Source organism: Allosediminivita pacifica (genome assembly GCF_003054175.1).
In the GTDB taxonomy this organism is placed as follows: Bacteria; Pseudomonadota; Alphaproteobacteria; order Rhodobacterales; family Rhodobacteraceae; genus Allosediminivita; species Allosediminivita pacifica.
The window spans coordinates 1-21421 of the sequence record NZ_QBKN01000008.1; the positions used below are offsets into that span (position 1 = coordinate 1).

Annotated in this window: 21 protein-coding genes; 10 read left to right on the forward strand and 11 right to left on the reverse strand. The window is 66.0% G+C overall.

The features are described 5' to 3' along the window. Window positions 1-555: 555 nt before the first annotated feature. Window positions 556-1263 carry an NYN domain-containing protein gene (locus C8N44_RS07635; RefSeq protein ID WP_107975600.1) on the forward strand — a complete coding sequence of 236 codons (708 nt, stop codon included), beginning with the start codon at window positions 556-558 and terminating at the stop codon, window positions 1261-1263. A 56-nt stretch (window positions 1264-1319) separates the two neighbouring features. Beyond that, window positions 1320-1514, forward strand: a complete 195-nt coding sequence (locus tag C8N44_RS07640; RefSeq protein ID WP_146178824.1) for a hypothetical protein — start codon at window positions 1320-1322, stop codon at window positions 1512-1514. Here the strand turns inward: C8N44_RS07640 and C8N44_RS07645 are convergent. The 7 genes from C8N44_RS07645 to mnmA all read right to left on the reverse strand — a co-directional run bounded on the left by C8N44_RS07645 (window position 1511) and on the right by mnmA (window position 9151). Then, on the reverse strand, window positions 1511-2434 hold the full coding sequence (locus C8N44_RS07645) for an AEC family transporter (protein WP_107975602.1): 924 nt from the start codon (window positions 2432-2434) through the stop codon (window positions 1511-1513). The two genes, C8N44_RS07640 and C8N44_RS07645, sit on opposite strands and share 4 nt — an antisense overlap. Before the next feature lie 121 nt (window positions 2435-2555). Next, the gene (locus tag C8N44_RS07650) at window positions 2556-3530 is read right to left on the reverse strand and encodes an endonuclease (RefSeq protein ID WP_107975603.1); all 975 of its coding nucleotides are present in this window, start codon (window positions 3528-3530) and stop codon (window positions 2556-2558) included. Continuing rightward, a complete protein-coding gene (ugpC, locus tag C8N44_RS07655; RefSeq protein WP_107975604.1) occupies window positions 3527-4606 on the reverse strand; it encodes a sn-glycerol-3-phosphate ABC transporter ATP-binding protein UgpC in 1080 nt (359 codons plus the stop codon). Before ugpC ends, C8N44_RS07650 begins: the two co-directional genes overlap by 4 nt. Next, the gene (locus tag C8N44_RS07660; protein ID WP_107975605.1) at window positions 4607-5500 is read right to left on the reverse strand and encodes an ABC transporter permease subunit; all 894 of its coding nucleotides are present in this window, start codon (window positions 5498-5500) and stop codon (window positions 4607-4609) included. 11 nt (window positions 5501-5511) lie between these two features. After that, a complete protein-coding gene (locus C8N44_RS07665; protein ID WP_107975606.1) occupies window positions 5512-6393 on the reverse strand; it encodes an ABC transporter permease in 882 nt (293 codons plus the stop codon). 70 nt (window positions 6394-6463) lie between these two features. After that, a complete protein-coding gene (locus C8N44_RS07670) occupies window positions 6464-7762 on the reverse strand; it encodes an extracellular solute-binding protein (protein ID WP_107975607.1) in 1299 nt (432 codons plus the stop codon). A gap of 249 nt (window positions 7763-8011) precedes the next feature. Next, window positions 8012-9151: a tRNA 2-thiouridine(34) synthase MnmA gene (mnmA, locus tag C8N44_RS07675; protein WP_107975608.1), complete on the reverse strand. Its 1140-nt coding sequence runs from the start codon at window positions 9149-9151 to the stop codon at window positions 8012-8014. Window positions 9152-9273: 122 nt separating this feature from the next. Here mnmA and sciP point away from each other — a divergent pair, with 122 nt between their 5' ends. From sciP to C8N44_RS24035, 5 genes are all read left to right on the forward strand, one after another. Further along, the gene (sciP, locus tag C8N44_RS07680; RefSeq protein WP_107975609.1) at window positions 9274-9555 is read left to right on the forward strand and encodes a CtrA inhibitor SciP; all 282 of its coding nucleotides are present in this window, start codon (window positions 9274-9276) and stop codon (window positions 9553-9555) included. A 90-nt stretch (window positions 9556-9645) separates the two neighbouring features. Further along, window positions 9646-10362, forward strand: coding sequence for a response regulator transcription factor CtrA (gene ctrA / locus C8N44_RS07685; RefSeq protein WP_107975610.1), 717 nt, complete (start codon window positions 9646-9648; stop codon window positions 10360-10362). An 85-nt stretch (window positions 10363-10447) separates the two neighbouring features. Then, on the forward strand, window positions 10448-12712 hold the full coding sequence (gene ligA, locus C8N44_RS07690) for an NAD-dependent DNA ligase LigA (protein WP_107975611.1): 2265 nt from the start codon (window positions 10448-10450) through the stop codon (window positions 12710-12712). Beyond that, on the forward strand, window positions 12709-14799 hold the full coding sequence (gene recG, locus C8N44_RS07695) for an ATP-dependent DNA helicase RecG (RefSeq protein ID WP_107975612.1): 2091 nt from the start codon (window positions 12709-12711) through the stop codon (window positions 14797-14799). Before ligA ends, recG begins: the two co-directional genes overlap by 4 nt. A gap of 150 nt (window positions 14800-14949) precedes the next feature. After that, the gene (locus C8N44_RS24035) at window positions 14950-15072 is read left to right on the forward strand and encodes a hypothetical protein (protein ID WP_280514079.1); all 123 of its coding nucleotides are present in this window, start codon (window positions 14950-14952) and stop codon (window positions 15070-15072) included. Between the two features lie 186 nt (window positions 15073-15258). Here C8N44_RS24035 and C8N44_RS07700 read toward each other — a convergent pair whose 3' ends face one another. Next, window positions 15259-15711, reverse strand: coding sequence for an iron-sulfur cluster assembly scaffold protein (locus tag C8N44_RS07700; protein ID WP_107975613.1), 453 nt, complete (start codon window positions 15709-15711; stop codon window positions 15259-15261). Between the two features lie 68 nt (window positions 15712-15779). On the opposite strand from C8N44_RS07700, the gene hisI reads away from it, so the two are divergent. Both hisI and uvrA read left to right on the forward strand, forming a co-directional pair. Beyond that, window positions 15780-16139: a phosphoribosyl-AMP cyclohydrolase gene (gene hisI, locus C8N44_RS07705; RefSeq protein ID WP_107975614.1), complete on the forward strand. Its 360-nt coding sequence runs from the start codon at window positions 15780-15782 to the stop codon at window positions 16137-16139. Window positions 16140-16232: 93 nt separating this feature from the next. Further along, entirely contained in the window at window positions 16233-19091 is a 2859-nt protein-coding gene (gene uvrA / locus C8N44_RS07710; protein WP_107975615.1) for an excinuclease ABC subunit UvrA, read from the forward strand. 52 nt (window positions 19092-19143) lie between these two features. Here uvrA and C8N44_RS07715 read toward each other — a convergent pair whose 3' ends face one another. Together C8N44_RS07715 and C8N44_RS07720 are read right to left on the reverse strand one after the other, a co-directional pair. Next, entirely contained in the window at window positions 19144-19470 is a 327-nt protein-coding gene (locus C8N44_RS07715; RefSeq protein WP_107975616.1) for an excinuclease ABC subunit A, read from the reverse strand. A gap of 84 nt (window positions 19471-19554) precedes the next feature. After that, the gene (locus C8N44_RS07720) at window positions 19555-19752 is read right to left on the reverse strand and encodes a YgaP family membrane protein (protein ID WP_107975746.1); all 198 of its coding nucleotides are present in this window, start codon (window positions 19750-19752) and stop codon (window positions 19555-19557) included. 160 nt (window positions 19753-19912) lie between these two features. Between C8N44_RS07720 and C8N44_RS07725 the strand changes: the two genes are divergently transcribed. Next, window positions 19913-20905, forward strand: coding sequence for a glycosyltransferase family 2 protein (locus tag C8N44_RS07725; RefSeq protein WP_158274021.1), 993 nt, complete (start codon window positions 19913-19915; stop codon window positions 20903-20905). Between the two features lie 3 nt (window positions 20906-20908). Here the strand turns inward: C8N44_RS07725 and C8N44_RS07730 are convergent, their stop codons facing one another. Continuing rightward, window positions 20909-21328, reverse strand: a complete 420-nt coding sequence (locus C8N44_RS07730; protein WP_107975618.1) for a hypothetical protein — start codon at window positions 21326-21328, stop codon at window positions 20909-20911. Window positions 21329-21421 lie beyond the last annotated feature (93 nt).

Here is a 21421-nt window from a genome sequence, read left to right on the forward strand (position 1 = left end):
GGTAATCTTTGACATGACCGCCTCCCATTAAGGATTGTTGCGATCCCACCTTGGCACAGCGATGCCGTCGGGGGGCGGTTACAGCATCAAAGCCGAATGCACCGATTGTTCTGCCCGGTGGAGATTGGGACGTCGGGACGGTACAGAACAATCGAATTAACTCCAAGAACCCTATCGCTTCGCTATGTATCGCTTTTCAGCCGACTGTCGCGGCACTTCGCTTCCTGGAGCACTGGGAGCAATTCTGCGTCGCCCATTGGCTCAAACCGGGCGGTGATCACCGTCGTCTTAATTATACTGCATTTGTTCTTGATGGTCAGTTCATCGGAATCGATATTTCGGATGTTTTGAGAGGAAAGCTGGTACGCGACGCCGGAAAAGAAAAGGAATTCGCCTTTTAAGGTGCCGGAGCTTTCAATCGGCCTTTGTATTTCGCTGGGGCGCCCGGCACGTGGTGGCCTGAGACCTCTCGAGTTGCCGTGCCTGAGGCCCCTCGCAACTCCCTCCCCACCCCTGTAGGGTGCATCCGACCCCTTTGACCGGAGACGCCCTCGAATGCCCGACGACACCCGCTTGCTCGCCGTCCTGATCGACGCCGACAATACCTCGCCCAAGTATGCCAAGGCGATCTTCGACGAGATCGCCAGTCTCGGCGAGGCCTCGGTGCGGCGCTGCTACGGGGATTTCTCCTCCCAGCAGATGCACGGCTGGTCCAAGGTGCAGGCGGAGTTCGGCATCGTGCCGCATCACCAGCCGGCCAACACGGTGGGCAAGAATGCCTCCGACATCGCGCTGGTGATCGACGCCATGGACCTGATGCACTCGGGCCGCTTCGACGGCTTCGTGCTGGTGAGCTCGGACAGCGATTTCACGCGGCTGGCCTCGCGGCTGCGGGAACAGGGGCTGGATGTCTACGGGATGGGCATGCAGAAGACGCCGGACGCCTTCCGCAAGGCCTGCAAGCGGTTCATCTTCCTCGAGAACCTGGACGCGGCGCCGGAAAAGGAAGCGGGGCCCAAGCCGCAGACCCGGCGCGATCTGCAGGAGGCGCGGGACATGATCTTCAAGGCGATGGACGCGATCGAGCAGGACGACGACTGGTACACGCTGGGCGAGATCGGGCAGTTCCTGACCGCGGCGGACCCGGATTTCGACACGCGAACCTACGGCAAGCGCAAGCTGAGCGAGTTGATCACCGAGCTGAAGGTCTTCGAGACGAAGCGCAGCGCGGGCAACCAGCTGCTGGTGCGGCGCGTGGACTGAGGCTGCGGGCGGCGGCGATCCGTGCGATGATCGGCGACGTCCGAATCGGAGTTGCGATGACCCTGCCGACCCGAAGCGACCAAGCCCCCGAGGCCCGGCCCGAGCGTCCGGACCGGTCGGAGGTGCTGCGCGCGCTGGTGGACCGGGTGATGGCGGAGGTGGCGACGCGTCACCGGCAGACGCGTCCGGTGCTGCGGCCCGAGGATGTCTGGCCCGAACCCGCGGTGCAGCGGCGCCGCCGGCGGCGCTAGGACAGCGCGGCGATCACCGCGCTGACGGTGAGGATGCTGGCGGCGGTGGAGATCAGGATCGCGGCGGAGACGCGCTGAGGCGCGGTGCCGTAATGGCGCGCGAGGATGTAGACGTTGCCGGCCACGGGCAGGGAGGCGGCGGCAATGATCACCGAGGCGCCAAAGTCCTCCACCCGGAACACCACGAGCGCGGCAAGGGCGACGCAGGCGGGGTGCAGCAGCAGCTTGCAGGCGCTGAGCCAGAGGGCGATCTCGATGCGCTCGGCCGAGCGGGCGGCGAGCGAGGCGCCGATGGCGAAAAGCGCGCCGGGCGTGGCGGCATTGCCAAGCAGGGTGAGGAAGTCGTTGGCGACCTGCGGCACGGGCAGGGCGAGCGCCGAGACGGCGAGCCCGAGGCAGATCGAGACGATCATCGGATTGGCGAGGAGGCCGCGGGTGACGGTGGCCACCACGCGCGGCGACATGCGGCCGTCGCGGGCGCCGGTCACGAGGATCACCAGCAGCGACGAGAACACGATCAGGTCCACCGCGAGCACCAGGATGATGGGGCCCACGGCCTCGGGGCCGAGCAGCAGGGCGAGCATGGGCACGCCGAGGAATCCGGTGTTGCCGATGGCCGCGCATTGCGCCTCGATCGCGGCCGTGGGCGTGTCGAGCCGGCGGGCATAGGCCACGCCCATGGCCACCAGGTAGGTCACGCCGGTGCCCGAGAGGTAAGCCAGCGCCAGCGGCCCGTCGAAGATCTCGGAGATCGAGAGGTTGGCCGAAAAGCGGAAGAGCATGGCCGAGAGGGCGAAGTAGAAGACGAACTTCGTCAGCCAGCCGGTCGCCTCTTCGGGAAAGAAGCCGCTGCGCCCGGCGCCGTAGCCGGTCCCGATCAGGGCGAAGAAGGGCAGCGTCTTCAGGAAGATGTCCAGCATGACACTCTGCTTAGCAGCCGCTCGGGACGCGTCAATTGCGCGCCGCCCCCGTTTCTTCTCGCTTCAAATACCTCGGGGGTGAATTGGCCGCAGGCCAAGAGGGGGCAGAGCCCCCTCCCGTTCAGCCCTGCAGACCCGTGATCCGCCCGAGGATGGCGTCGTGATCTGAGAGCGCCACGCCGTCGGGGCCGAGGGAGGATCGGATTTCCACCTCCTCCAACACCATCCCGCGCGTGAAGAGCCAGTCGAGCTTCATCGCGCGTTCGGGAAAGCGGGTGAGCCGGCTCGGGCGGGTGGTCTGAACCTCGTCGCCGCCGCCGTGCACGGCAAAGCCCGCGCGGCGGGCGAGGTCGAACAGCCCCTCGGCGCGCCAGTCGGCATCGTTGTGGTTGCCCGTGTTCAGATCGCCGCCGATCAGCACCGGCAGGCCCGGAAAGGCCGCGTCGATCATCTCGATCAGCCCGCGCATCTGTTCGTGGCGGTGGTCCGGGCCGCAGGCGCTTTCGAGGTGGGTCGAGACGGCGAGGAAGGGGCCGGCCTCCGTTTCCACCACCGCGCCGATGGCGAGGCGTTCGCCGAGGCGCGGCTCCTCGGCACTGGTGAACCACTGGCGCTGGCCGTAGAGCCGCAGCGCGAAGGGGTCCTTCAAGGCGCCGCGCGCCAAAAGCGCGTTACCGTGGAAACCGCGGGCGTTGAAGTCGTCGGTGCAGTAGTCCCGTTCCACCCCGTTACCGAGGCCGAGTTCGAGGAACTCGACCGCGTAGGCGTAGGACATGCCGCGCAGGCGGGCGACATCGGCCGTGGTGTTGCGCTGCGCGCTGCGGGCCATGCCGCTGTCCATCTCCGACAGCAGCAGCAGATCGCAGTCGGCCACATGCGCGGCCGAGCCCTCGGGGTCGAGGCAACGTTCGAGGTTCCAGGCGCCGACCTTGAGCGGCAGGGGCAGGGGCGCCGTGCCGCCGTCGCCGCCGACCTCGATGAGGTTCATGGCGGGGACGCGGGCCAGTTCGGCGTCATGCGCCTTGAGCGTGCGCGGCAGATCGTCGAGCTCCAGCGGGCCCGGCGCGGGCAGGGCCGCCACGGTGTCGCGGATCATGCGGTGGCCTCCGCGATCTGTGTCTCGGCGGGGAGGTCCATGCGCTTGCCCGTGGTGGTATCGAAGAGGTGGATGTCCGCGCGCGCGGCGGTGACATGGACGATGTCCGAGAGCGGCGCGTCGGGGCTGCCGTCGGCGACGGCGGCGGGCTGGTCGCCGATGAAGCCGTGGATGATGCGCTGCGCGCCCAGCTCCTCGACGTAGTCGATCCGCAGCGGCAGGCCCGAGGTCGACAGCACGAGATCCTCGGGGCGCAGGCCCACGGTGACGGGCCCGGCATCGCGGGCAACCTGTGCGAGGCGGTGGCCCTCGACCATGAGCGTGCCGCCTTCGACCTGGGCGTCGAGCAGGTTCATGGCGGGCGAGCCGATGAAGGCCGCCACGAAGGTAGAGGCGGGGTTGTTGTAGACCTCGAGCGGGGCGCCGATCTGCTCCACCTTGCCGCCGTTCAGCACCACGAGGCGGTCGGCCAGCGTCATGGCCTCGAGCTGGTCGTGAGTCACGTAGAGCGAGGTGGTCCCGAGCCTGCGTTGCAGCTTGCGGATCTCGCCGCGCATGGTGACGCGGAGCTTGGCGTCTAGGTTCGAGAGCGGCTCGTCGAAGAGGAAGGCCGCCGGTTCGCGCACGATGGCGCGGCCCATGGCGACGCGCTGGCGCTGGCCGCCCGACAGGGCGCGCGGCTTGCGGTCGAGGTAGGGGGTGAGTTCCAGCATGCGGGCCGCCTGTTCGACGCGGTCGTTGATGGCCTGCCTGCTTTCGCCGCGGTTCTTGAGCCCGTAGGCCATGTTCCCGCGCACGGTCATGTGCGGGTAGAGTGCGTAGTTCTGGAACACCATCGCGATGTCACGGTCGGCGGGGTCCACGTGGTTCACCAGCCGGTCGCCGATGCGGATCTCGCCCTCGGTCACGGTTTCCAGCCCCGCGACCATGCGCAGGAGCGTGGACTTGCCGCAGCCCGACGGGCCGACGAGCACGATGAATTCGCCGTCCGCGATGTCGATGTCGACGCCGGACACGGCGGCCTGGCTGCCGGCGGCATAGGTCTTGCCGACCTGGGAGAGGGTCAGTTTCGCCATTTACTTGTCACTTTCTGTCAGGCCCTTCACGAACCAGCGCTGGAAGAAGATCACGACCGCCACGGGCGGCAGCACCGCGAGCACGGCCAGCAGGTTGGAGCGGCCGAATTCCGGGATGTGGGTGCCTTCGAGGGATTGGGTGATCTGCTTGATGCCCTGGACGAGGGTGTACTTGCTCTCGTCGGTGGTGATCATCGTGGGCCAGAGGTACTGGTTCCAGCCGAAGACGAACATGATGATGAAGATCGCCGCGATCATGGTCTGCGAGAGCGGCACGAGGATGTCGATGAAGAACTTGACCGGCCCCGCGCCGTCGATGCGGGCGGCCTCGACCAGTTCGTCCGGCACCGAGAGGAAGAACTGCCGGAAGAAGAAGGTCGCCGTGGCCGAGGCGATCAGCGGGATGATGAGCCCGCCGTAGGTGTTCAGCAGGCCGAGCTTCTGGGTGACCTCGTAGGAGGGCACGATGCGCACCTCGAGGGGCAGCAGCAGCGTGGTGAAGATCAGCCAGAAGGCGAAGGTGGCGAAGCGCAGCCGGAAGTAGACGATGGCGTAGGCCGCCAGCATCGAGATGACGATCTTGCCCACGGCGAAGCCGAGGCCGAGGATCATCGAGCTGCGGAACATGCTGAGGCCGGTGTCCTCGCCCGAGAAGCTCATGGCGCCGAGCAGCGCCTTCTTCACGTTGGGCCAGAACTGGTTGCCGATCTCGAGCGAGGGGCCGGTCTGCATGATCTCGGCGTCGGGGATCGTGCTCATCTGGATGAGCATGACCAGCGGGGCCATCATGAAGAGAGCACCTGCGATCAGCACGGCGTGGTCGCTGACGGCGCCCCAGTTGATGCGGCGCGCCTGCCTGTCCTCGGTCGGGGCGGTATGGGTGATGTCTGCCATTGTCGGTCCCCTCAGGTGTAGTGGATGCGCCGGTCGACCATCCGGAACTGGAAGATGGTCAGAGCCAAGACGAGGACCATCAGCACCACGGACTGCGCGGAGGAGCCGCCGATGTCCTGCCCGCGGAAGCCGTCGACGTAGACCTTGTAGACAAGGGTGATCGGGTTATCGCCGGGGTTGTTGCGCAGGATGGTGTCGATCAGGCCGAAGGTATCGAAGAGCGCGTAGGTCGTGTTGATGATGAGCAGGAAGAAGCCCGTGGGCGCCAGCAGCGGGAAGGTCACCGTCCAGAACCGGGCCGAGGCAGAGCGGTTGTCGATGAGGGCCGCCTCGCGCACGGCGCGCGGGATCGACTGGAGACCGGAGAGGAAGAAGATGAAGTTCACCGGGATCTGCTTCCAGACCGAGGCGATGACCATGGCGATGGCGGTGTCGGTGTAGTCGAGCCGCACGCGGAAGTCCCAGCCGAAGAGGGCGAAGAATTCCGTCAGGGGACCCCAGCGCTGGTTGAAGACGATGAGCGTGATGAAGCCCGCCACCGGGGGCGCGACGGCGTAGACCCACATCAGCAGGGTGCGGTAGGTGCGCGCGCCGTGAAGCACCTTGTCGGCCTTGACCGCCAGCAGCAGGGCGATGGAGAGCGCGAAGAAGGTGACGAGCACGGTGAAGACCACGGTGAAGCCGGCGGTGCGCAGGTACTCGGAACTGCGGAAGAGCCTCAGGTAGTTCTCGAAGCCCACGAAGGTCGAGCCGAAGCCGAAGGGGTCCTCGAGGTAGAAGGAGGACTGCAGCGCCTGCCAGGCCGGCCAGTAGAAGAAGACCAGGATGATCGCGAGCTGCGGCATCAGCAGGAAGACCGGCAGCCAGCGGGAGTCGAAACCAGCGCGTTTCAAGGGGAAGCCTCGCGAAAAGGAGCCGGCGGCCGCAGGGGACTGCGGCCGCCGGGCGATGTCGGGGGAAGGTTTACTGGACGGTCTGGGCGAAGCGGCCCAGAAGCTCGTTGCCTTCCGTCTCGATGGTCGCGAGGGCGTCCTCGATCGAGGTGTCGCCGTTGAGGAAGCGGGCGATTTCACGGTTCTCGATATCGCGGATCTGGACGTAGAAGCCCATGCGGTAGCCGTGGGTGTTCTCGCCGGACTGAAGCTGAAGCTGCTTGATGCCGGTTTCTGCCGCGGGGAAACGGTCGTAGTGGCCGTCTTCCTGCGCCATTTCGTAGGCGGCGTTGGTGATCGGCACGTAGCCGGTTTCACGATGCCACATGTACTGGACTTCGGGCGAGGTCAGGTATTCGAAGAAAGCGGCCGTGGCGGCGTTTTCCTCGTCGGAATGGCCGGACATGGCGAAGAGCGATGCGCCGCCGATGAAGGTCTGATAGCCCTCGCCGCCGGTGATCGATTCCCAGTAGGGCAGGTAGGTGTTGGCCCACTCGAACGGCAGGTCCTGCGCGGTCAGGCCGCCGAAGTCGCCCGAGGAGCCAATGTACATCGCGGCGTTGCCGTTGATGAACTGCGCCTGGTTGTCGTCCCAGCCGGTGCCGAAGAAGCCGAAGAGATCGTTGTCGAGCCATTCCTTCACCTTGGTGAAGTGCATGGCCATCTCGTCGGAGTTGATCAGGATCTCGGTGCCCTCGGCGCCGTCATAGCCGTTGTCGTTGGTGGCAAACGGCAGGTTGTGGCGCGAGTGGAAGTTCTCGACGAATTCCCAGGGCAGGTGCGTCTGCACCATGGGGATGTAGCCGGCCTCTTTCAGGGCGGGGGCGATTTCCTCGAAGTCCTCGTAGGTCTCGGGGGCTTCGACGCCGGCCTCTTCGAGCGCGTCGGCGTTGTAGTACATCACCGGCGAGGAGGAGTTGAACGGCATGCCGATCATGGTGCCGTCGCTGTCGGCGTAGAAGTAGCGCACGCCCGAGATGTAGTCCTCGATGTCGAAATCGACGCCGTTGTCCTCGAGCAGGGTCTGCACCGGGATGGTGGCGCCCTGCGCGCCGATCACGGTGGCGGCGCCGGCGTCGAAGACCTGCACGATGTTGGGCTGCTCGCCGGCGCGGAAGGCGGCGATGGCGCCGGTCAGCGTTTCCTCGTAGGAGCCGCGGAAGACGGGTGTGATGGTGTAGTCGTCCTGGCTTTCGTTGAAGCCGGCAGCGATCTGGTTGACCACGTCGCCCAGATGGCCGCCCATGCCGTGCCACCAAGTGATCTCGGTCTGAGCCATTGCGGTGGAGGCGGTGAGCGCGAACGTCGCGGTCAGAGCAAGCTTGTACATCGTGTCCCTCACTTGGGTTTTTCGTGTGTGAGGGGGCGATAGCGGCGATCCGTGACGCCGATGCTGCGATTTTGTAACGTTATGTTAAAGGTCGCAACGTCAACGGGCCCTTCTGCCGGGGGCAGCGGGCCGGGTGCCGCGGTTGTGCGGCGTGAAACTGTGGGTAAAAGTCATGGCAGGCGGGTCGGGTTCCGTCGATGCGGGAATTCCCGACCCGGCCGGGTCTTTTCGACTGATGGGAGCGCCCGGTCAGCCCTTGTGGATCCAGCCGCCGCCGAAGATGCGGCTACCCTCGGGCGCGTAGAAGACGCAGGCCTGTCCGGGGCTCACGCCTTCCTCGGGCGTGACCAGTTCCACCTCGGCCTCGGTTTCCGAGATCGGGCGGATGACCGCGTCGCGCGGCGGGCGGGTGGAGCGGACCTTGACCGAGAGGTGCCATTCGTCGCGCGAGGTGAAGGGCTCGTCCCCGAGCCAGTTGATCTCGCGCACGGGCACTTTGCGGGTGGCCAGCATTTCCTTGGGGCCGACGACGACCTGTTTGGTGTCGACGTCGAGCTTCACCACGTAGAGCGGCTCGTCCAGCCCGCCGATGCCGAGGCCGCGACGCTGGCCGATTGTGTAGTGGATGACGCCCTTGTGGTCGCCCAGCACACGGCCGTCCACGTGCACGATCTGGCCGGGTTCGGCGGCGCCGGGGCGCAGCTTCTCGATCACGCTGGCATAGTTGCCGTTCGGCACGAAGCAGATGTCCTGGCTGTCGGGCTTGTCGGCCACGGCCAGCCCGTAGCGGGCGGCCAGTTCGCGCGTGGCGTCCTTGGAGGGCAGGTGGCCCAGCGGGAAGCGCAGGTAGTCGAGCTGTTCGGCGGTGGTGGAGAACAGGAAGTAGCTCTGGTCGCGGTTCGAATCTGCGGCCGAATGCAGTTCCGGGCCGCGTTCGCCATCCTTGCGCTGGATGTAGTGGCCGGTGGCCATGCAGTCGGCCTCGAGATCGCGCGCGGTCTCCAGCAGGTCCTTGAACTTCACCCGCTCGTTGCAGCGGATGCAGGGCACGGGCGTGGCGCCGCCGAGGTAGCTGTCGGCGAATTCGTCGATGACCGCCTCGCGGAAGATGTTCTCGTAGTCGAGCACGTAGTGGGGAAAGCCCATTTCCTCGGCCACGCGGCGGGCATCGTGGATGTCGAGCCCGGCGCAGCAGGCGCCCTTCTTCGCGAGCGCGGCACCGTGGTCGTAGAGCTGCAGCGTGACGCCAACAACATCGTAACCCTCTTCCTTGAGCATCGCGGCCACGACGGAGCTGTCGACACCGCCGGACATGGCGACGACGACACGGGTGTCTGCGGGGGCTTTCGGAAGCCCCAGGGAATTGAGCGCGGGCATATCGCGGGGCATGGGCGACCTCCTTGGGTAACCGGCGGAATATAGGAAAATCCTTCGCACTCTCAAGCCCCGGTTTCAGACAGCGTTAAATCCCTTGCGTTTCAATGGGGTCAGCCATTCCGGGGAAGCAGAAGATGTACCTCAAGAAAGTTGACGGCCCGCGCGCGGTGACGCTTCCGGACGGGTCCATCATGACCCGCGCCGACCTCCCGCCGCCGGAGACGCGACGCTGGGTGGCCTCGCGCAAGGGGGCCGTGGTCAAGGCCGTGGCTTTCGGGCTCTTGTCCCGGGAGCAGGCGCTGGATCGTTACCAATTGAGCGAAGAGGAACTCGATGCCTGGATTGCGGCGGTCGAGCGGCATGGGGAAGACGCATTGAAGGCGACATTGATAAAGCGGTATCGGCACCCCGGTTGATCAGACAACTGTGGTATTACCCGTAATCATGCGTTAACCTTTTTCAACCAAGTTGGTGGGGCCTTAGGGAATTAGAACCGGAGACAATCCATGCGCATTCTTCTGGTGGAAGATGACCCGACCACGTCGAAAAGCATCGAGCTGATGCTGAGTCACGCCAACCTGAACGTCTACGCCACCGACATGGGCGAAGAGGGCGTGGATCTGGCCAAGCTCTACGATTACGACCTGATCCTTCTGGATCTGCATCTGCCCGACATCGACGGCCACGAAGTGCTGCGACAGCTGCGGGTTGCCCGCATCGACACCCCGATCCTGATCCTGTCGGGCGCCGACGATACGGAGAACAAGATCAAAGGGTTCGGCTTTGGTGCCGACGATTACCTGACAAAACCATTTCACCGGGACGAGCTTATTGCGCGTATTCACGCAATCATTCGCCGGTCCAAAGGCCATTCCCAGTCGGTCATCAATACCGGAAAGATTTCGGTGAATCTCGACGCCAAGACGGTCGAGGTTTCCGGAAAGCCGGTTCACCTGACCGGCAAGGAATACCAGATGCTCGAGCTTCTTTCTCTCAGGAAGGGCACGACTCTGACAAAAGAGATGTTCCTGAACCACCTTTATGGCGGAATGGACGAGCCGGAATTGAAGATCATCGACGTCTTCATCTGCAAACTCCGCAAGAAGCTCTCGGAGGCCACCGGCGACGAGAATTACATCGAGACGGTCTGGGGCCGTGGCTACGTGCTGCGCGATCCGCAGCCGCAGCCCGATGACGCGCCGGCGCTGGCCGCCAGCGCCTGACGCCGCTTATCCTTACCCGAACACTGGACCCTGACGGATGCGCCCCCTATCACTTGCCGCAAGGCAGTGAGACGGGGGCGCAGTCATGTCCGAGACCAACCCAGAGACATCCGGCAAGCCGGTCGCCGATCTGACCGAGGCGGAGGCGCGCGAGGAACTCGCTGCACTGGCGGAACGGCTGGGGGCGGCGAACCGGGCCTACCACACCAAGGACGCGCCCGAGATTTCGGACGCGGAATACGATGCGCTCAAGCGGCGCAATGCCGAGATCGAGGCGCGATTCCCGGAGCTGAAGCGCGACGACAGTCCCTCGGAGCAGGTGGGCGCCGAGCCCGCGGAAGGCTTTTCCAAGGTGCGGCACCGGGTACGGATGATGTCGCTGTCCAATGCCTTCGGCGATGACGACGTGCGCGACTTCGACGCCTCGCTGCGGCGGTACCTTGGCCTTGGGGCGGAAAAGGCGCTGGCCTACACGGCGGAACCCAAGATCGACGGGCTGTCGCTCAGCTTGCGCTACGAGGGCGGCGTGCTGGTGCAGGCCGCGACGCGCGGCGACGGCGCGGTGGGCGAGAACGTCACCCAGAATGCGCGCACGATCAGCGACATTCCCGAACGGGTCGAGGGCGCGCCGGAGGTTATGGAGGTCCGCGGCGAGGTCTACATGAGCCACGCGGACTTCGAGGCGCTGAACGAACGGCAGGAGGCGCGCGGCGGCAAGACCTTTGCCAACCCGCGCAACGCCGCCGCCGGTAGCCTGCGTCAACTCGACAGCAAGATCACCGCCTCGCGACCGCTGAAATTCTTTGCCTACAGCTGGGGCGAGCTGTCGGAGCCGCTGGCCGAGACGCAGATGAAGGCCATCGCGCGGCTGGACGATATGGGGTTTTCGACCAACCCGCTCACCGTCCGCTGCGAGGGTCCGCAGGAGATGCTGGACCACTACGCGAAGATCGAGGCGCAGCGCGCAACGCTGGGCTATGACATCGACGGCGTGGTCTACAAGGTCGACGACCTTGGCCTGCAGGAACGGCTGGGCTTCCGGTCGACCACGCCCCGCTGGGCCATCGCTCACAAGTTCCCCGCCGAACTGGCCTGGACGCGGCTCGAGAAGATCGAGATCCAGGTGGGCCGCACCGGGGCGCTGTCGCCGGTGGCGCGGCTGACGCCGGTGACCGTGGGCGGCGTGGTGGTGAGCAACGCCACGCTGCACAACGAGGACTACATCGCCGGGCGTGACGCCAGCGGCAATCCCATCCGCGAAGGCCGCGACATCCGCGAGGGAGACTGGGTGCAGGTCTACCGCGCGGGCGACGTGATCCCTAAGATCGCGGACGTGGACCTGTCGAAACGCCCTGACGATTCAGAGCCTTACGCGTTTCCTCAAAACTGCCCCGAGTGCGAGTCTGAGGCGATCCGCGAGGAAGGCGACGCGGTGCGGCGCTGCACCGGGGGCCTCGTCTGCCCGGCGCAGGCGGTCGAGAAGCTCAAGCATTTCGTCTCGCGCGCCGCCTTCGACATCGAGGGGCTGGGGGCGAAGCAGGTGGAGCAGTTCTACCGCGACGGCTGGATCAAGGAGCCCGCCGACATCTTCGCCCTGCAGGAGCGCTACGGCAGCGGGATGCAGCAGGTGAAGAACCGCGAAGGCTGGGGCGAGAAATCGGCCGAGAACCTCTTTGCCGCGATCGAGGAACGGCGGACCATCCCGCTCGAACGGCTGATCTTCGCGCTTGGCATCCGTCACGTGGGCGAGGTGGCGGCCAAGGACCTGGCCCGCCATTTCGGCACCTGGGAGGCGCTGACCACGGCGGTCGACACGGCGCGCCCGGCCGAGCGGCGCTACCGCGAGGCTGAGGATGCGGTGGTCGAGGAACGCAGGGCCGCCGCCGAGGAGGGCCGTCGCGCGTCGCTTACCGCCACGCGCAACAAGGTCTGGGAAGAAGATCCCGTCGCGGCGGAGGCGCGCGCCGCCTGGGATGACCTTGTCGGCATCGACGGGATCGGCGCCACGGTGGCCATGTCGCTGGTGGCGACGCTGACGCAGGAGACCGAGCGTGCCTCGGTCGACCGGCTGGTGGAGAAGCTGACGGTCGAGGAGGCCGAGCGGGTCGCCGCCGAGGGATCGCCCGTGGCGGGCAAGACCGTGGTCTTCACCGGGTCACTCGAACGCATGACGCGGGCCGAGGCCAAGGCGCGGGCCGAGAGCCTTGGCGCCAAGGTCTCGGGCTCGGTCTCGGGCAAGACCGACATCGTGGTGGCGGGCCCGGGCGCGGGCAGCAAGGAGAAGAAGGCGCGCGAGCTGGGGGTCGAGGTCATGGACGAAGACGGCTGGCTGGCGCTGATCGGCGGATGAGCGGACGTCCCGAACCGCTCTGGCCGCTGTTCGCGGACCTCAAGACGCTCGACGGGATCGGGCCCAAGACGGCGCAGGCGCTGGAGCCCGCGGGCATCGTCGCGCCGCGCGATCTGCTTTACACGCTGCCGCAGTCTGGCATCGACCGGCGGCTGCGCGACACGGTGATGGGGGCCGAACTGCCCGATGTGCTGACGGTGCGGGTGACCGTGGGGCGGCATTTGCCGCCGGTGCGCAAGGGGCGGCCCTACAGGATCGAGGTCGACGACGCGCAGACGCGGTTCCAGATCGTGTTTTTCCACGGGCGCAGCGATTACTTGGGCCGCATCCTGCCCACGGGGCAGGCGCGGGTGGTGTCGGGGCGGGTCGAGTTCTTCGACGGCGTGGCGCAGATGGTGCACCCCGACCACGTGTTGCTGCCCGACGAGGTCGAGGACATGCCGGCCTACGAGCCGGTCTATCCGCTGGCGGGCGGGGTCACGCAGAAGACCATGTTCAAGGGCGTGAGCGATGCGCTGGCGCAATTGCCGGACCTTCCGGAATGGGCGGACCCGGCGCTTGTGACGCGCGAGGGCTGGCCAGGCTGGGCCGAGGCTCTGCGCGCGGCGCACCGGCCCGAGAGGGGCGCGGACCTGCTGCCCACGGCGCCGGCGCGAGCGCGGCTGGCCTATGACGAGCTGCTGGCGCACCAGTTGACGCTGGCGCTGGCGCGCGCCGACCGGCGGGCGCAGCGGGGCATCGTGAGCGAGGGCGACGGGCGGCTGCGGTCGCGGGTGCTCAAGGCGCTGCCCTATGCACCGACGGGGGCGCAGCTGCGGTCCATGGACGAGATCGCCGCCGACATGGCGGCGCCGGAACGGATGAACCGGCTGCTGCAGGGCGACGTGGGCGCGGGCAAGACGCTGGTGGCCTTCATGGCGCTGCTGGTCGCGGTTGAGGCCGGCGGGCAGGGCGTGATGATGGCGCCGACCGAGATCCTGGCGCGCCAGCACCTGGAGGGGTTGCAGCCTCTGGCCGAGAGCGCGGGTGTGGTGCTGGAAATCCTGACCGGGCGCGACAAGGCAAGCGAGCGGGCGGCCAAGGTGGCGGCGCTGGAACGCGGCGATATCCAGATCCTCGTGGGTACGCATGCGGTGTTCCAGAAGGACGTGGCCTTTCGCGACCTGCGGCTGGCGATTGTGGACGAGCAGCACCGTTTCGGCGTGCGCCAGCGGTTGGAGCTGGGGCGCAAGGGGCAGGGGGCGGACGTGCTGGTCATGACCGCAACGCCGATCCCGCGCAGCCTGTCGCTGGCGCAATACGGCGACATGGAGGTCTCGGTGCTGGACGAGAAGCCGCCGGGGCGGAAGCCCGTGCGTACGGCGCTGGTCTCGGCCGAGCGGATGGACGAGGTGGTGGATCACCTGCGCAAGGCGGTCGCCGAGGGGCGGCAGGCCTACTGGGTCTGCCCGCTGGTGGAGGAAAGCGAAAGCTCGGACCTGACCTCGGCCGAGATGCGGTTCCGGATGCTGCGCGCGGCGCTTGGTGAGGGCGTCGTGGGGTTGGTGCACGGGCAGCTTCCGCCCGCCGAGAAGGACGCGGCCATGGCAAAGTTCGTGGCGGGCGAGACCTCGGTCCTGGTGGCGACCACGGTGATCGAGGTGGGGGTGAACGTGCCCAATGCCTCGATCATGGTGATCGAGCAGGCCGAGAGCTTTGGCCTGGCGCAGCTGCACCAGTTGCGGGGCCGCGTGGGGCGGGGCAGCGCCGAGAGCACCTGCCTGCTGATGTACCGGCCGCCGCTGAACGAGACCGGGCACAAGCGGCTGACCACCCTGCGCGAGACCGAGGACGGGTTCCGCATCGCGGAGGTGGACCTCGAGATGCGGGGCGCGGGCGACCTGATCGGCACGGCGCAGTCGGGGCTGCCGCGCTTTCGGGTCGCGGATCTGGAGGCGCAGTCGGGGCTCATGGCGTTGGCGCAGTCCGATGCGCGCAACCTTCTGGCTGGTGATTCCAAGCTGGAGGGCACACGCGGCCGTGCGGCGCGGCTGCTGCTGTGGCTGATGCGCCAGGACGAGGCGATCCGGCTGATCCGCGTCGGGTGACGCAGGGGCGCGTAAGGCCCCGAAATTCCTGAAAATTTCCCCGTCTGTTCTGGCGTGTTCGCAGATGTTCTCAAAAAGTTCTTTACAGAACGTGAATCCCATGAGAACAAATAGGCAACGAAACGGAACACATGACCCACGGGGGACGCCATGATCCACTCCATTCGCACCGCCTACACTCGCCAGGACACCCAGCTTCTCGAGGACTCGCTCGGTGCGATTTCCCTCGTGGTGATCTTCCTGGGCGCGCTGCACCTGCCTGTGCTGTTCTGATTTCCACGCTTTTCTGCCTGCGTGTCTGCGGCGCCGGGCCTGTCGCGTATCTGTCCCAAATCCTCGCGGCCTGCCTGTCTCAAGACCTTCTGTCCCGAAGGTTGCCCGGTTGCCTTTCGCACGCCACTGACCGCCGTTCTCCCCCCAGAGAACGGCGGTTTTTTTATCTGTCCGGGGAAAGGGGAGTCAGGCCGATTGGGCCTCGCGCGCCTGTTCGGCGGCCTCGGTCGCAGCGTCGAGCGCCAGCATGATCGAGGCATGGCGGTTCTTGTAGTCGACGGCAGGTTTCAGCACTTCGAGCCCGTCGAAAGGGGCGTCGGGGGCGTCGCTGCCTTCCTTGAGCATGGCCCGTAGCTGGTCGCGGGCCTGACGGACCTGGGCTGCGGTGCAGCCGACGATGACGCTGCCGACGACCGAGGCCGCCGCCTGGCCCAGGGCGCAGGCCTTCACGTCCTGGCCGAAGTCGGTGATCGTGTCGCCGTCCATCTTCAGGTCCACGGTGATCGTCGAGCCGCAGAGGGGCGAGCGCTTGCGCACGCTGGCGTCGGGCGCGTCGAGCCGTTCGTTGCGGGGGATCTCGGCCGCGAGCGCGAGGATCCGTCCGGAATAGAGCTTGATCAGGTCGGTCTCGGCGCTCATGGGTTTTCCTTTCGTCCTGCCGGCCATAGATAGGCGCCGCACCCGATCATGCAAAAAGGTTTTTGCCGATGCCCTTCGATCCCGCCGATCTGAGCTACACCGATGCCGGTCTGATCCCCTGCATTGCACAGGACGAAGGCACGGGCGAGGTGCTGATGATGGCCTGGATGAACGCCGATGCGATCCGTCGCACGCTCGATACGAAGCGCGTGACCTACTGGTCGCGCTCGCGCCAGAGTTTCTGGGTGAAGGGCGAAAGCAGCGGGCACGTGCAGGAACTTGTCGACCTGCGGGTGGATTGTGACAGCGACTGCCTGCTGGCCGTGGTGCGCCAGACCGGTCCCGCCTGCCATACGAACCGCCGGAGCTGTTTCTACACCTCCGTCATTTCGGGCGAACCGGTCGAACTCATGGCGCCGATGGACTGACGCGCAGAATATTCACGTTTCGTTCGCACTTTTCCGTTGGCCGGACGGATCGGCGCGACTATGTATCGGTGACTGCCGATCCCTGGGGGTGACATGCCGGAGCTCAAGCAGATCGAGGTGCGTGGCGCCCGTGAGCACAATCTGAAATCCATCGACGTCGACATCCCGCGCGATGAGCTGGTGGTCATCACCGGCCTGTCGGGCTCGGGGAAGTCGTCACTTGCCTTCGACACGATCTATGCCGAGGGGCAGAGACGTTATGTCGAGAGCCTGTCGGCCTATGCGCGGCAGTTCCTCGACATGATGGAAAAGCCCGACGTGGATCACATCGCGGGCCTCAGCCCGGCGATTTCCATCGAGCAGAAGACCACGTCGAAGAACCCGCGGTCGACCGTGGGAACGGTGACGGAGATCTACGATTATCTCCGCCTTCTGTTCGCCCGCGTCGGCACGCCTTACAGCCCGGCCACCGGCCTGCCCATCGAGGCGCAGCAGGTGCAGGACATGGTCGACCGTGTCATGGGCATGGAGGAGGGCACGCGTGCCTACCTGCTTGCGCCCATCGTGCGTGACCGGAAGGGCGAATACCGCAAGGAATTCCTCGAGCTGCGCAAGCAGGGCTTCCAGCGCGTGAAGGTCAACGGTGATTTCCACGAGTTGGACGATCCGCCGAAGCTCGACAAGAAGTTCCGGCACGACATCGACGTGGTGGTCGATCGTGTCGTGGTGCGCGAAGGCATGGAAACCCGGCTGGCCGACAGCTTCCGCACGGCGCTGGACCTGGCCGACGGCATCGCCGTGCTGGAGACGGCGCCGCGCGAGGGCGATCCGGAGCGGATCACGTTTTCCGAGAACTTCGCCTGTCCGGTCAGCGGCTTCACGATCCCCGAGATCGAGCCGCGGCTTTTCTCGTTCAACGCGCCCTTCGGGGCCTGCCCGGATTGTGACGGGCTTGGGGTGGAGCTGTTCTTCGACCCCAACCTGATGGTGCCTGACACGACGCTGAGCCTTTACAACGGAGCGATTGCGCCCTGGCGGAAGGGCAAGTCGCCGTACTTCAAGCAGACCATCGAAAGCATTGCGAAGCATTACGAATTCGACCAGGAGACCGCGTGGAAGGACCTGCCGAAACACGTGCAGCAGGTGTTCCTCTTCGGGTCGGGCGACGACGAGATCCCGTTCCGCTATGACGAGGGCGGCCGCGTCTACAACGTGACGCGCGCTTTCGAAGGCGTGATCCCCAACATGGAGCGGCGCTACCGCGAGACCGACAGCGCCTGGATCCGCGAGGAATTCGAGCGCTACCAGAACAACCGGCCATGCGGCACCTGCGGCGGCTACCGCCTGCGGGAAGAGGCGCTGGCGGTGAAGATCGGCGGGCAACACATCGGCGAGGTCGTCGAGATGTCGATCAAGCAGGCCTTCGACTGGTGCGGCAGCGTGCCCGAGAGCCTGACCCAGCAGAAGAACGAGATCGCGCGGGCCATCCTGAAGGAGATCCGAGAACGGCTCGGTTTCCTGAATAACGTTGGTTTGGAATACCTTACGATGTCGCGTTCAGCCGGCACGCTAAGCGGCGGCGAGAGCCAGCGCATCCGTCTGGCAAGCCAGATCGGCAGCGGTCTGACGGGCGTTCTTTACGTTCTGGACGAACCGTCGATCGGCCTGCACCAGCGCGACAACTCGCGGCTGCTCGACACGCTCAAGAACCTGCGCGACCAGGGCAACACGGTGATCGTGGTCGAACACGACGAGGAGGCGATCCGCGAGGCGGATTACGTCTTCGACATCGGGCCGGGGGCCGGTGTTCACGGCGGGCAGGTGGTCAGCCACGGCACGCCTGAGCAGATCGCGGCGGACCCGGCCAGCGTGACGGGGCAGTATCTTGCCGGCACGCGCGAGATCGCGGTGCCGACCGAGCGGCGCAAGGGCAATGGCAAGAAGCTGACCGTGGTGAAGGCGAGCGGGAATAACCTGCAGAACGTGACCGCCGATTTCCCGCTGGGCAAGTTCGTCTGCGTGACGGGTGTGTCTGGGGGCGGCAAGTCTACGCTGACCATCGAGACGCTGTTCAAGACGGCCTCCATGGCGCTGAACGGCGCGCGGCAGGTGCCGGCGCCCTGCCAGACGATCAAGGGGATGGAGCACCTCGACAAGGTGATCGACATCGACCAGCGGCCCATCGGGCGTACGCCCCGGTCGAACCCGGCGACCTACACCGGGGCCTTCACGCCGATCCGCGACTGGTTCGCGGGGCTGCCCGAGGCCAAGGCGCGCGGTTACAAGCCCGGGCGCTTCAGCTTCAACGTGAAGGGCGGGCGCTGCGAGGCTTGCCAGGGCGATGGTGTCATCAAGATCGAGATGCACTTCCTGCCCGATGTCTACGTCACCTGCGAGACCTGCAACGGCGCGCGCTACAACCGCGAGACGCTGGAAGTTCAGTTCAAAGGCAAGAGCATAGCCGACGTTCTTGATATGACGGTCGAAGACGCGCAGGAGTTCTTCAAGGCGGTGCCCTCGATCCGCGAGAAGATGGATGCGCTGGTGCGCGTGGGGCTGGGCTACGTGAAGGTGGGCCAGCAGGCGACGACGCTTTCGGGCGGCGAGGCGCAGCGCGTGAAGCTGTCGAAGGAGCTGGCCAAGCGGTCGACGGGGCGCACGCTCTATATCCTCGACGAGCCGACGACGGGCCTGCATTTCGAGGACGTGAAGAAGCTGCTTGAGGTGCTGCACGAACTGGTCGATGCCGGGAACACGGTGGTGGTGATCGAGCACAACCTCGACGTCATCAAGACCGCCGACTGGCTGGTGGACATCGGCCCCGAGGGTGGCGACGGCGGCGGCGAGATCGTGGCCGTGGGCACCCCCGAGGAGGTGGCCGAGGTCGAGCGCAGCCATACGGGGCGTTACCTCAAGCCGATGCTGAAGCCGCGCAAGGTGGCGGCGGAATGAAAAAAGGCCGGGGCGCGATGCCCCGGCCTTTTGTATTGGCGGTTCGGTCGGCTCAGTCGAGAAGGGCCGCCGCGGCGCCCACGAAATCGATGATTTCGCGCGTTTCGCGATCCACCCGGTAGATGTCGTCCCCGAGGCGATAGTAGGTGCGCCCGTCGCGCAGCCCGTAGCGGTCGGGATCGCGGATCAGCACATAGTCGCCGTCGATATAACGGCGATCGCCTGTGTCGCGCCCTGCCTGACCCGGAGGGTTGCAGCCGTTGTTCTTCTTGGCGAGTCCCGGCGGGCAGCCGCCCGACTTGCCCTGAGCCAGCGCGGGCGTTGCGAATGCGGTGATGGCTGCGACCGCGATGGTGGCCGTGGCTTTTCCGATCTGCATGGTCTTCTCCCTTGGTTTCAGGACCGAAGGGATGAAGCGGCCAGCCGGTTCCCACAAGTCGGCTTGGTGCCGGGCCGGGGCGGATTACCGCCGGTCGGTGCGGATCCCCAGAAGGCTGTAGGGCGGGCAGGTGCCCGCGATCGCGGTCGCGAGCAGCACGAGTGCCACCACGAGGGCCAGCCATTTCCATGCGCTTGCAATGGAAAGGAAGGCGATCAGAAGCGCCAGGCCGAGAATGGCGCGGATGATGCGGTCGGTACGGCCCATATTCCTGTCGAACATGTTTTCCCCCAAAGGTTGGTTCCGGACTCAGTTTAGACTGACATCTCAGGGTCCGAATATGATGTGGATCAACCTGGGCCCGAGCAGGGCCGTGATGCACGCCGTTGCAAATCGGGATGCGATGCGGCAAGGAACACGGATCGCAGTTCCGGAGGACGCCGTGACAGGCAAGACGCGCATCGGAATCGGGGCCATCACGCGGCGGCGTCCGCAGATGTTCTCGGACCTTCTGGACAGTTTCGCCTGGATGCGTGTGCCCGAGGGCGTGGAACTGGTCTACCTTTTCGCCGAGAACGACGACGAGACCACGATGACCGGGATCGTCGAGGGTTTTGCCGAGCGGACCGGGGCCGAGACATACCTCGAGCTCGAGACGCGCCAAGGCATCCCCATGGCGCGCAACCGCGTGCTGGACATGGCGCTGGCTGACGGCTGCGATTTCCTGACCTTCGTCGATGATGACGAGACCGTGGACCGCGATTGGCTGGTACAGCTGTACGACACGATCTCCGGCGAGGAGCTGGATCTTGTGGGCGGGCCGGTGCGCTACCAGCCGCCGCAGGGGAGCGTGCTCAGCCGCGAGAACCGGGCGGTGCTGGACGTGGTGCAGGGCCGGTCGGGACGGGACCACGCAAAACGCAGCGAGCGCGCGCGGACCCACGAGGGGCACCGCGTGGCGGTCTACACCAACAACTGGATCGCCCGCCTGTCGCGGGTGCGCGAGCTGGGCGTCCGCTTCGACGAGGCGGCGCGCTTTACCGGCGGTTCCGACACCAAGTTTTACAAGGATTTCCGCGAGGCGGGCGGGCGCACCGGCTGGGCGCCGGGTGCCTATGTCTGCGAGACGCGGCCGCTGTCCCGGCTGACCTACCGCTACTACTATGAGCGTTGCCGCGACCAAGAAATGACCCGGCTCGGGCGCAAGGACGCGAAGCCCTCGGCCCTCGGTGCCTATGCCGTCTACCTCTATGCGCTGCTGAGAAGTGCGCTCTACCTTGCCAAGTCGCCGTTCACGGCCGGCCGCGGCAAGGCGCGTGCGATGCGCGTCATGGGGCAGGCTTCGGCGCGGGTGGGCTACCTGCGCGGGCGGCAGAGCGACCACTACGATCCTTCCCGCGCGCACCTGCACGAAGATCCGCAAGGCAAGGGCTGAGCCCTAGCTGGCGAGCGGCAGGATCTCTTCGAACGAGAGGGCTTCGAGCCCGGCGATGCCGAAGGCCTCGTGCTCGGAACGGGCAACCTCGATCTGGGTCGGCAGCACGTCGTCCGCGACCTGCTGGTACATGCGAGCCATACCGAAACCGAGATCATGCGGCGCGTGCATCACGCAAAGCGTGCCCTCGCACACGCGAGCGTAGTCGCTGCTTATGGCGCGCACGAGCCCCGCGACCGAGGTGTAGGTCGCGTCGAATTCGGAAATGTTCTGCCAGTCGAAGAGTTGCAGCTGATCGGGGGCGAAATCCGGATCGGCGAAGTAGTCCCGCACCCAGTCGACCCCCTCGCTCGCCGTGTAGGTTCCGAAGAAGCGGGCGACGACGAAGTTCTGTTCCGGAAAGACCCGGTAGTCATAGGGCATGGTGTATTCCGTAGTGCTTCTGGATAATGGGAAAACAACGAAACCGGGTGGATATACTGGACCAAATATCAGAAAATTTGCATTTGATCGGCA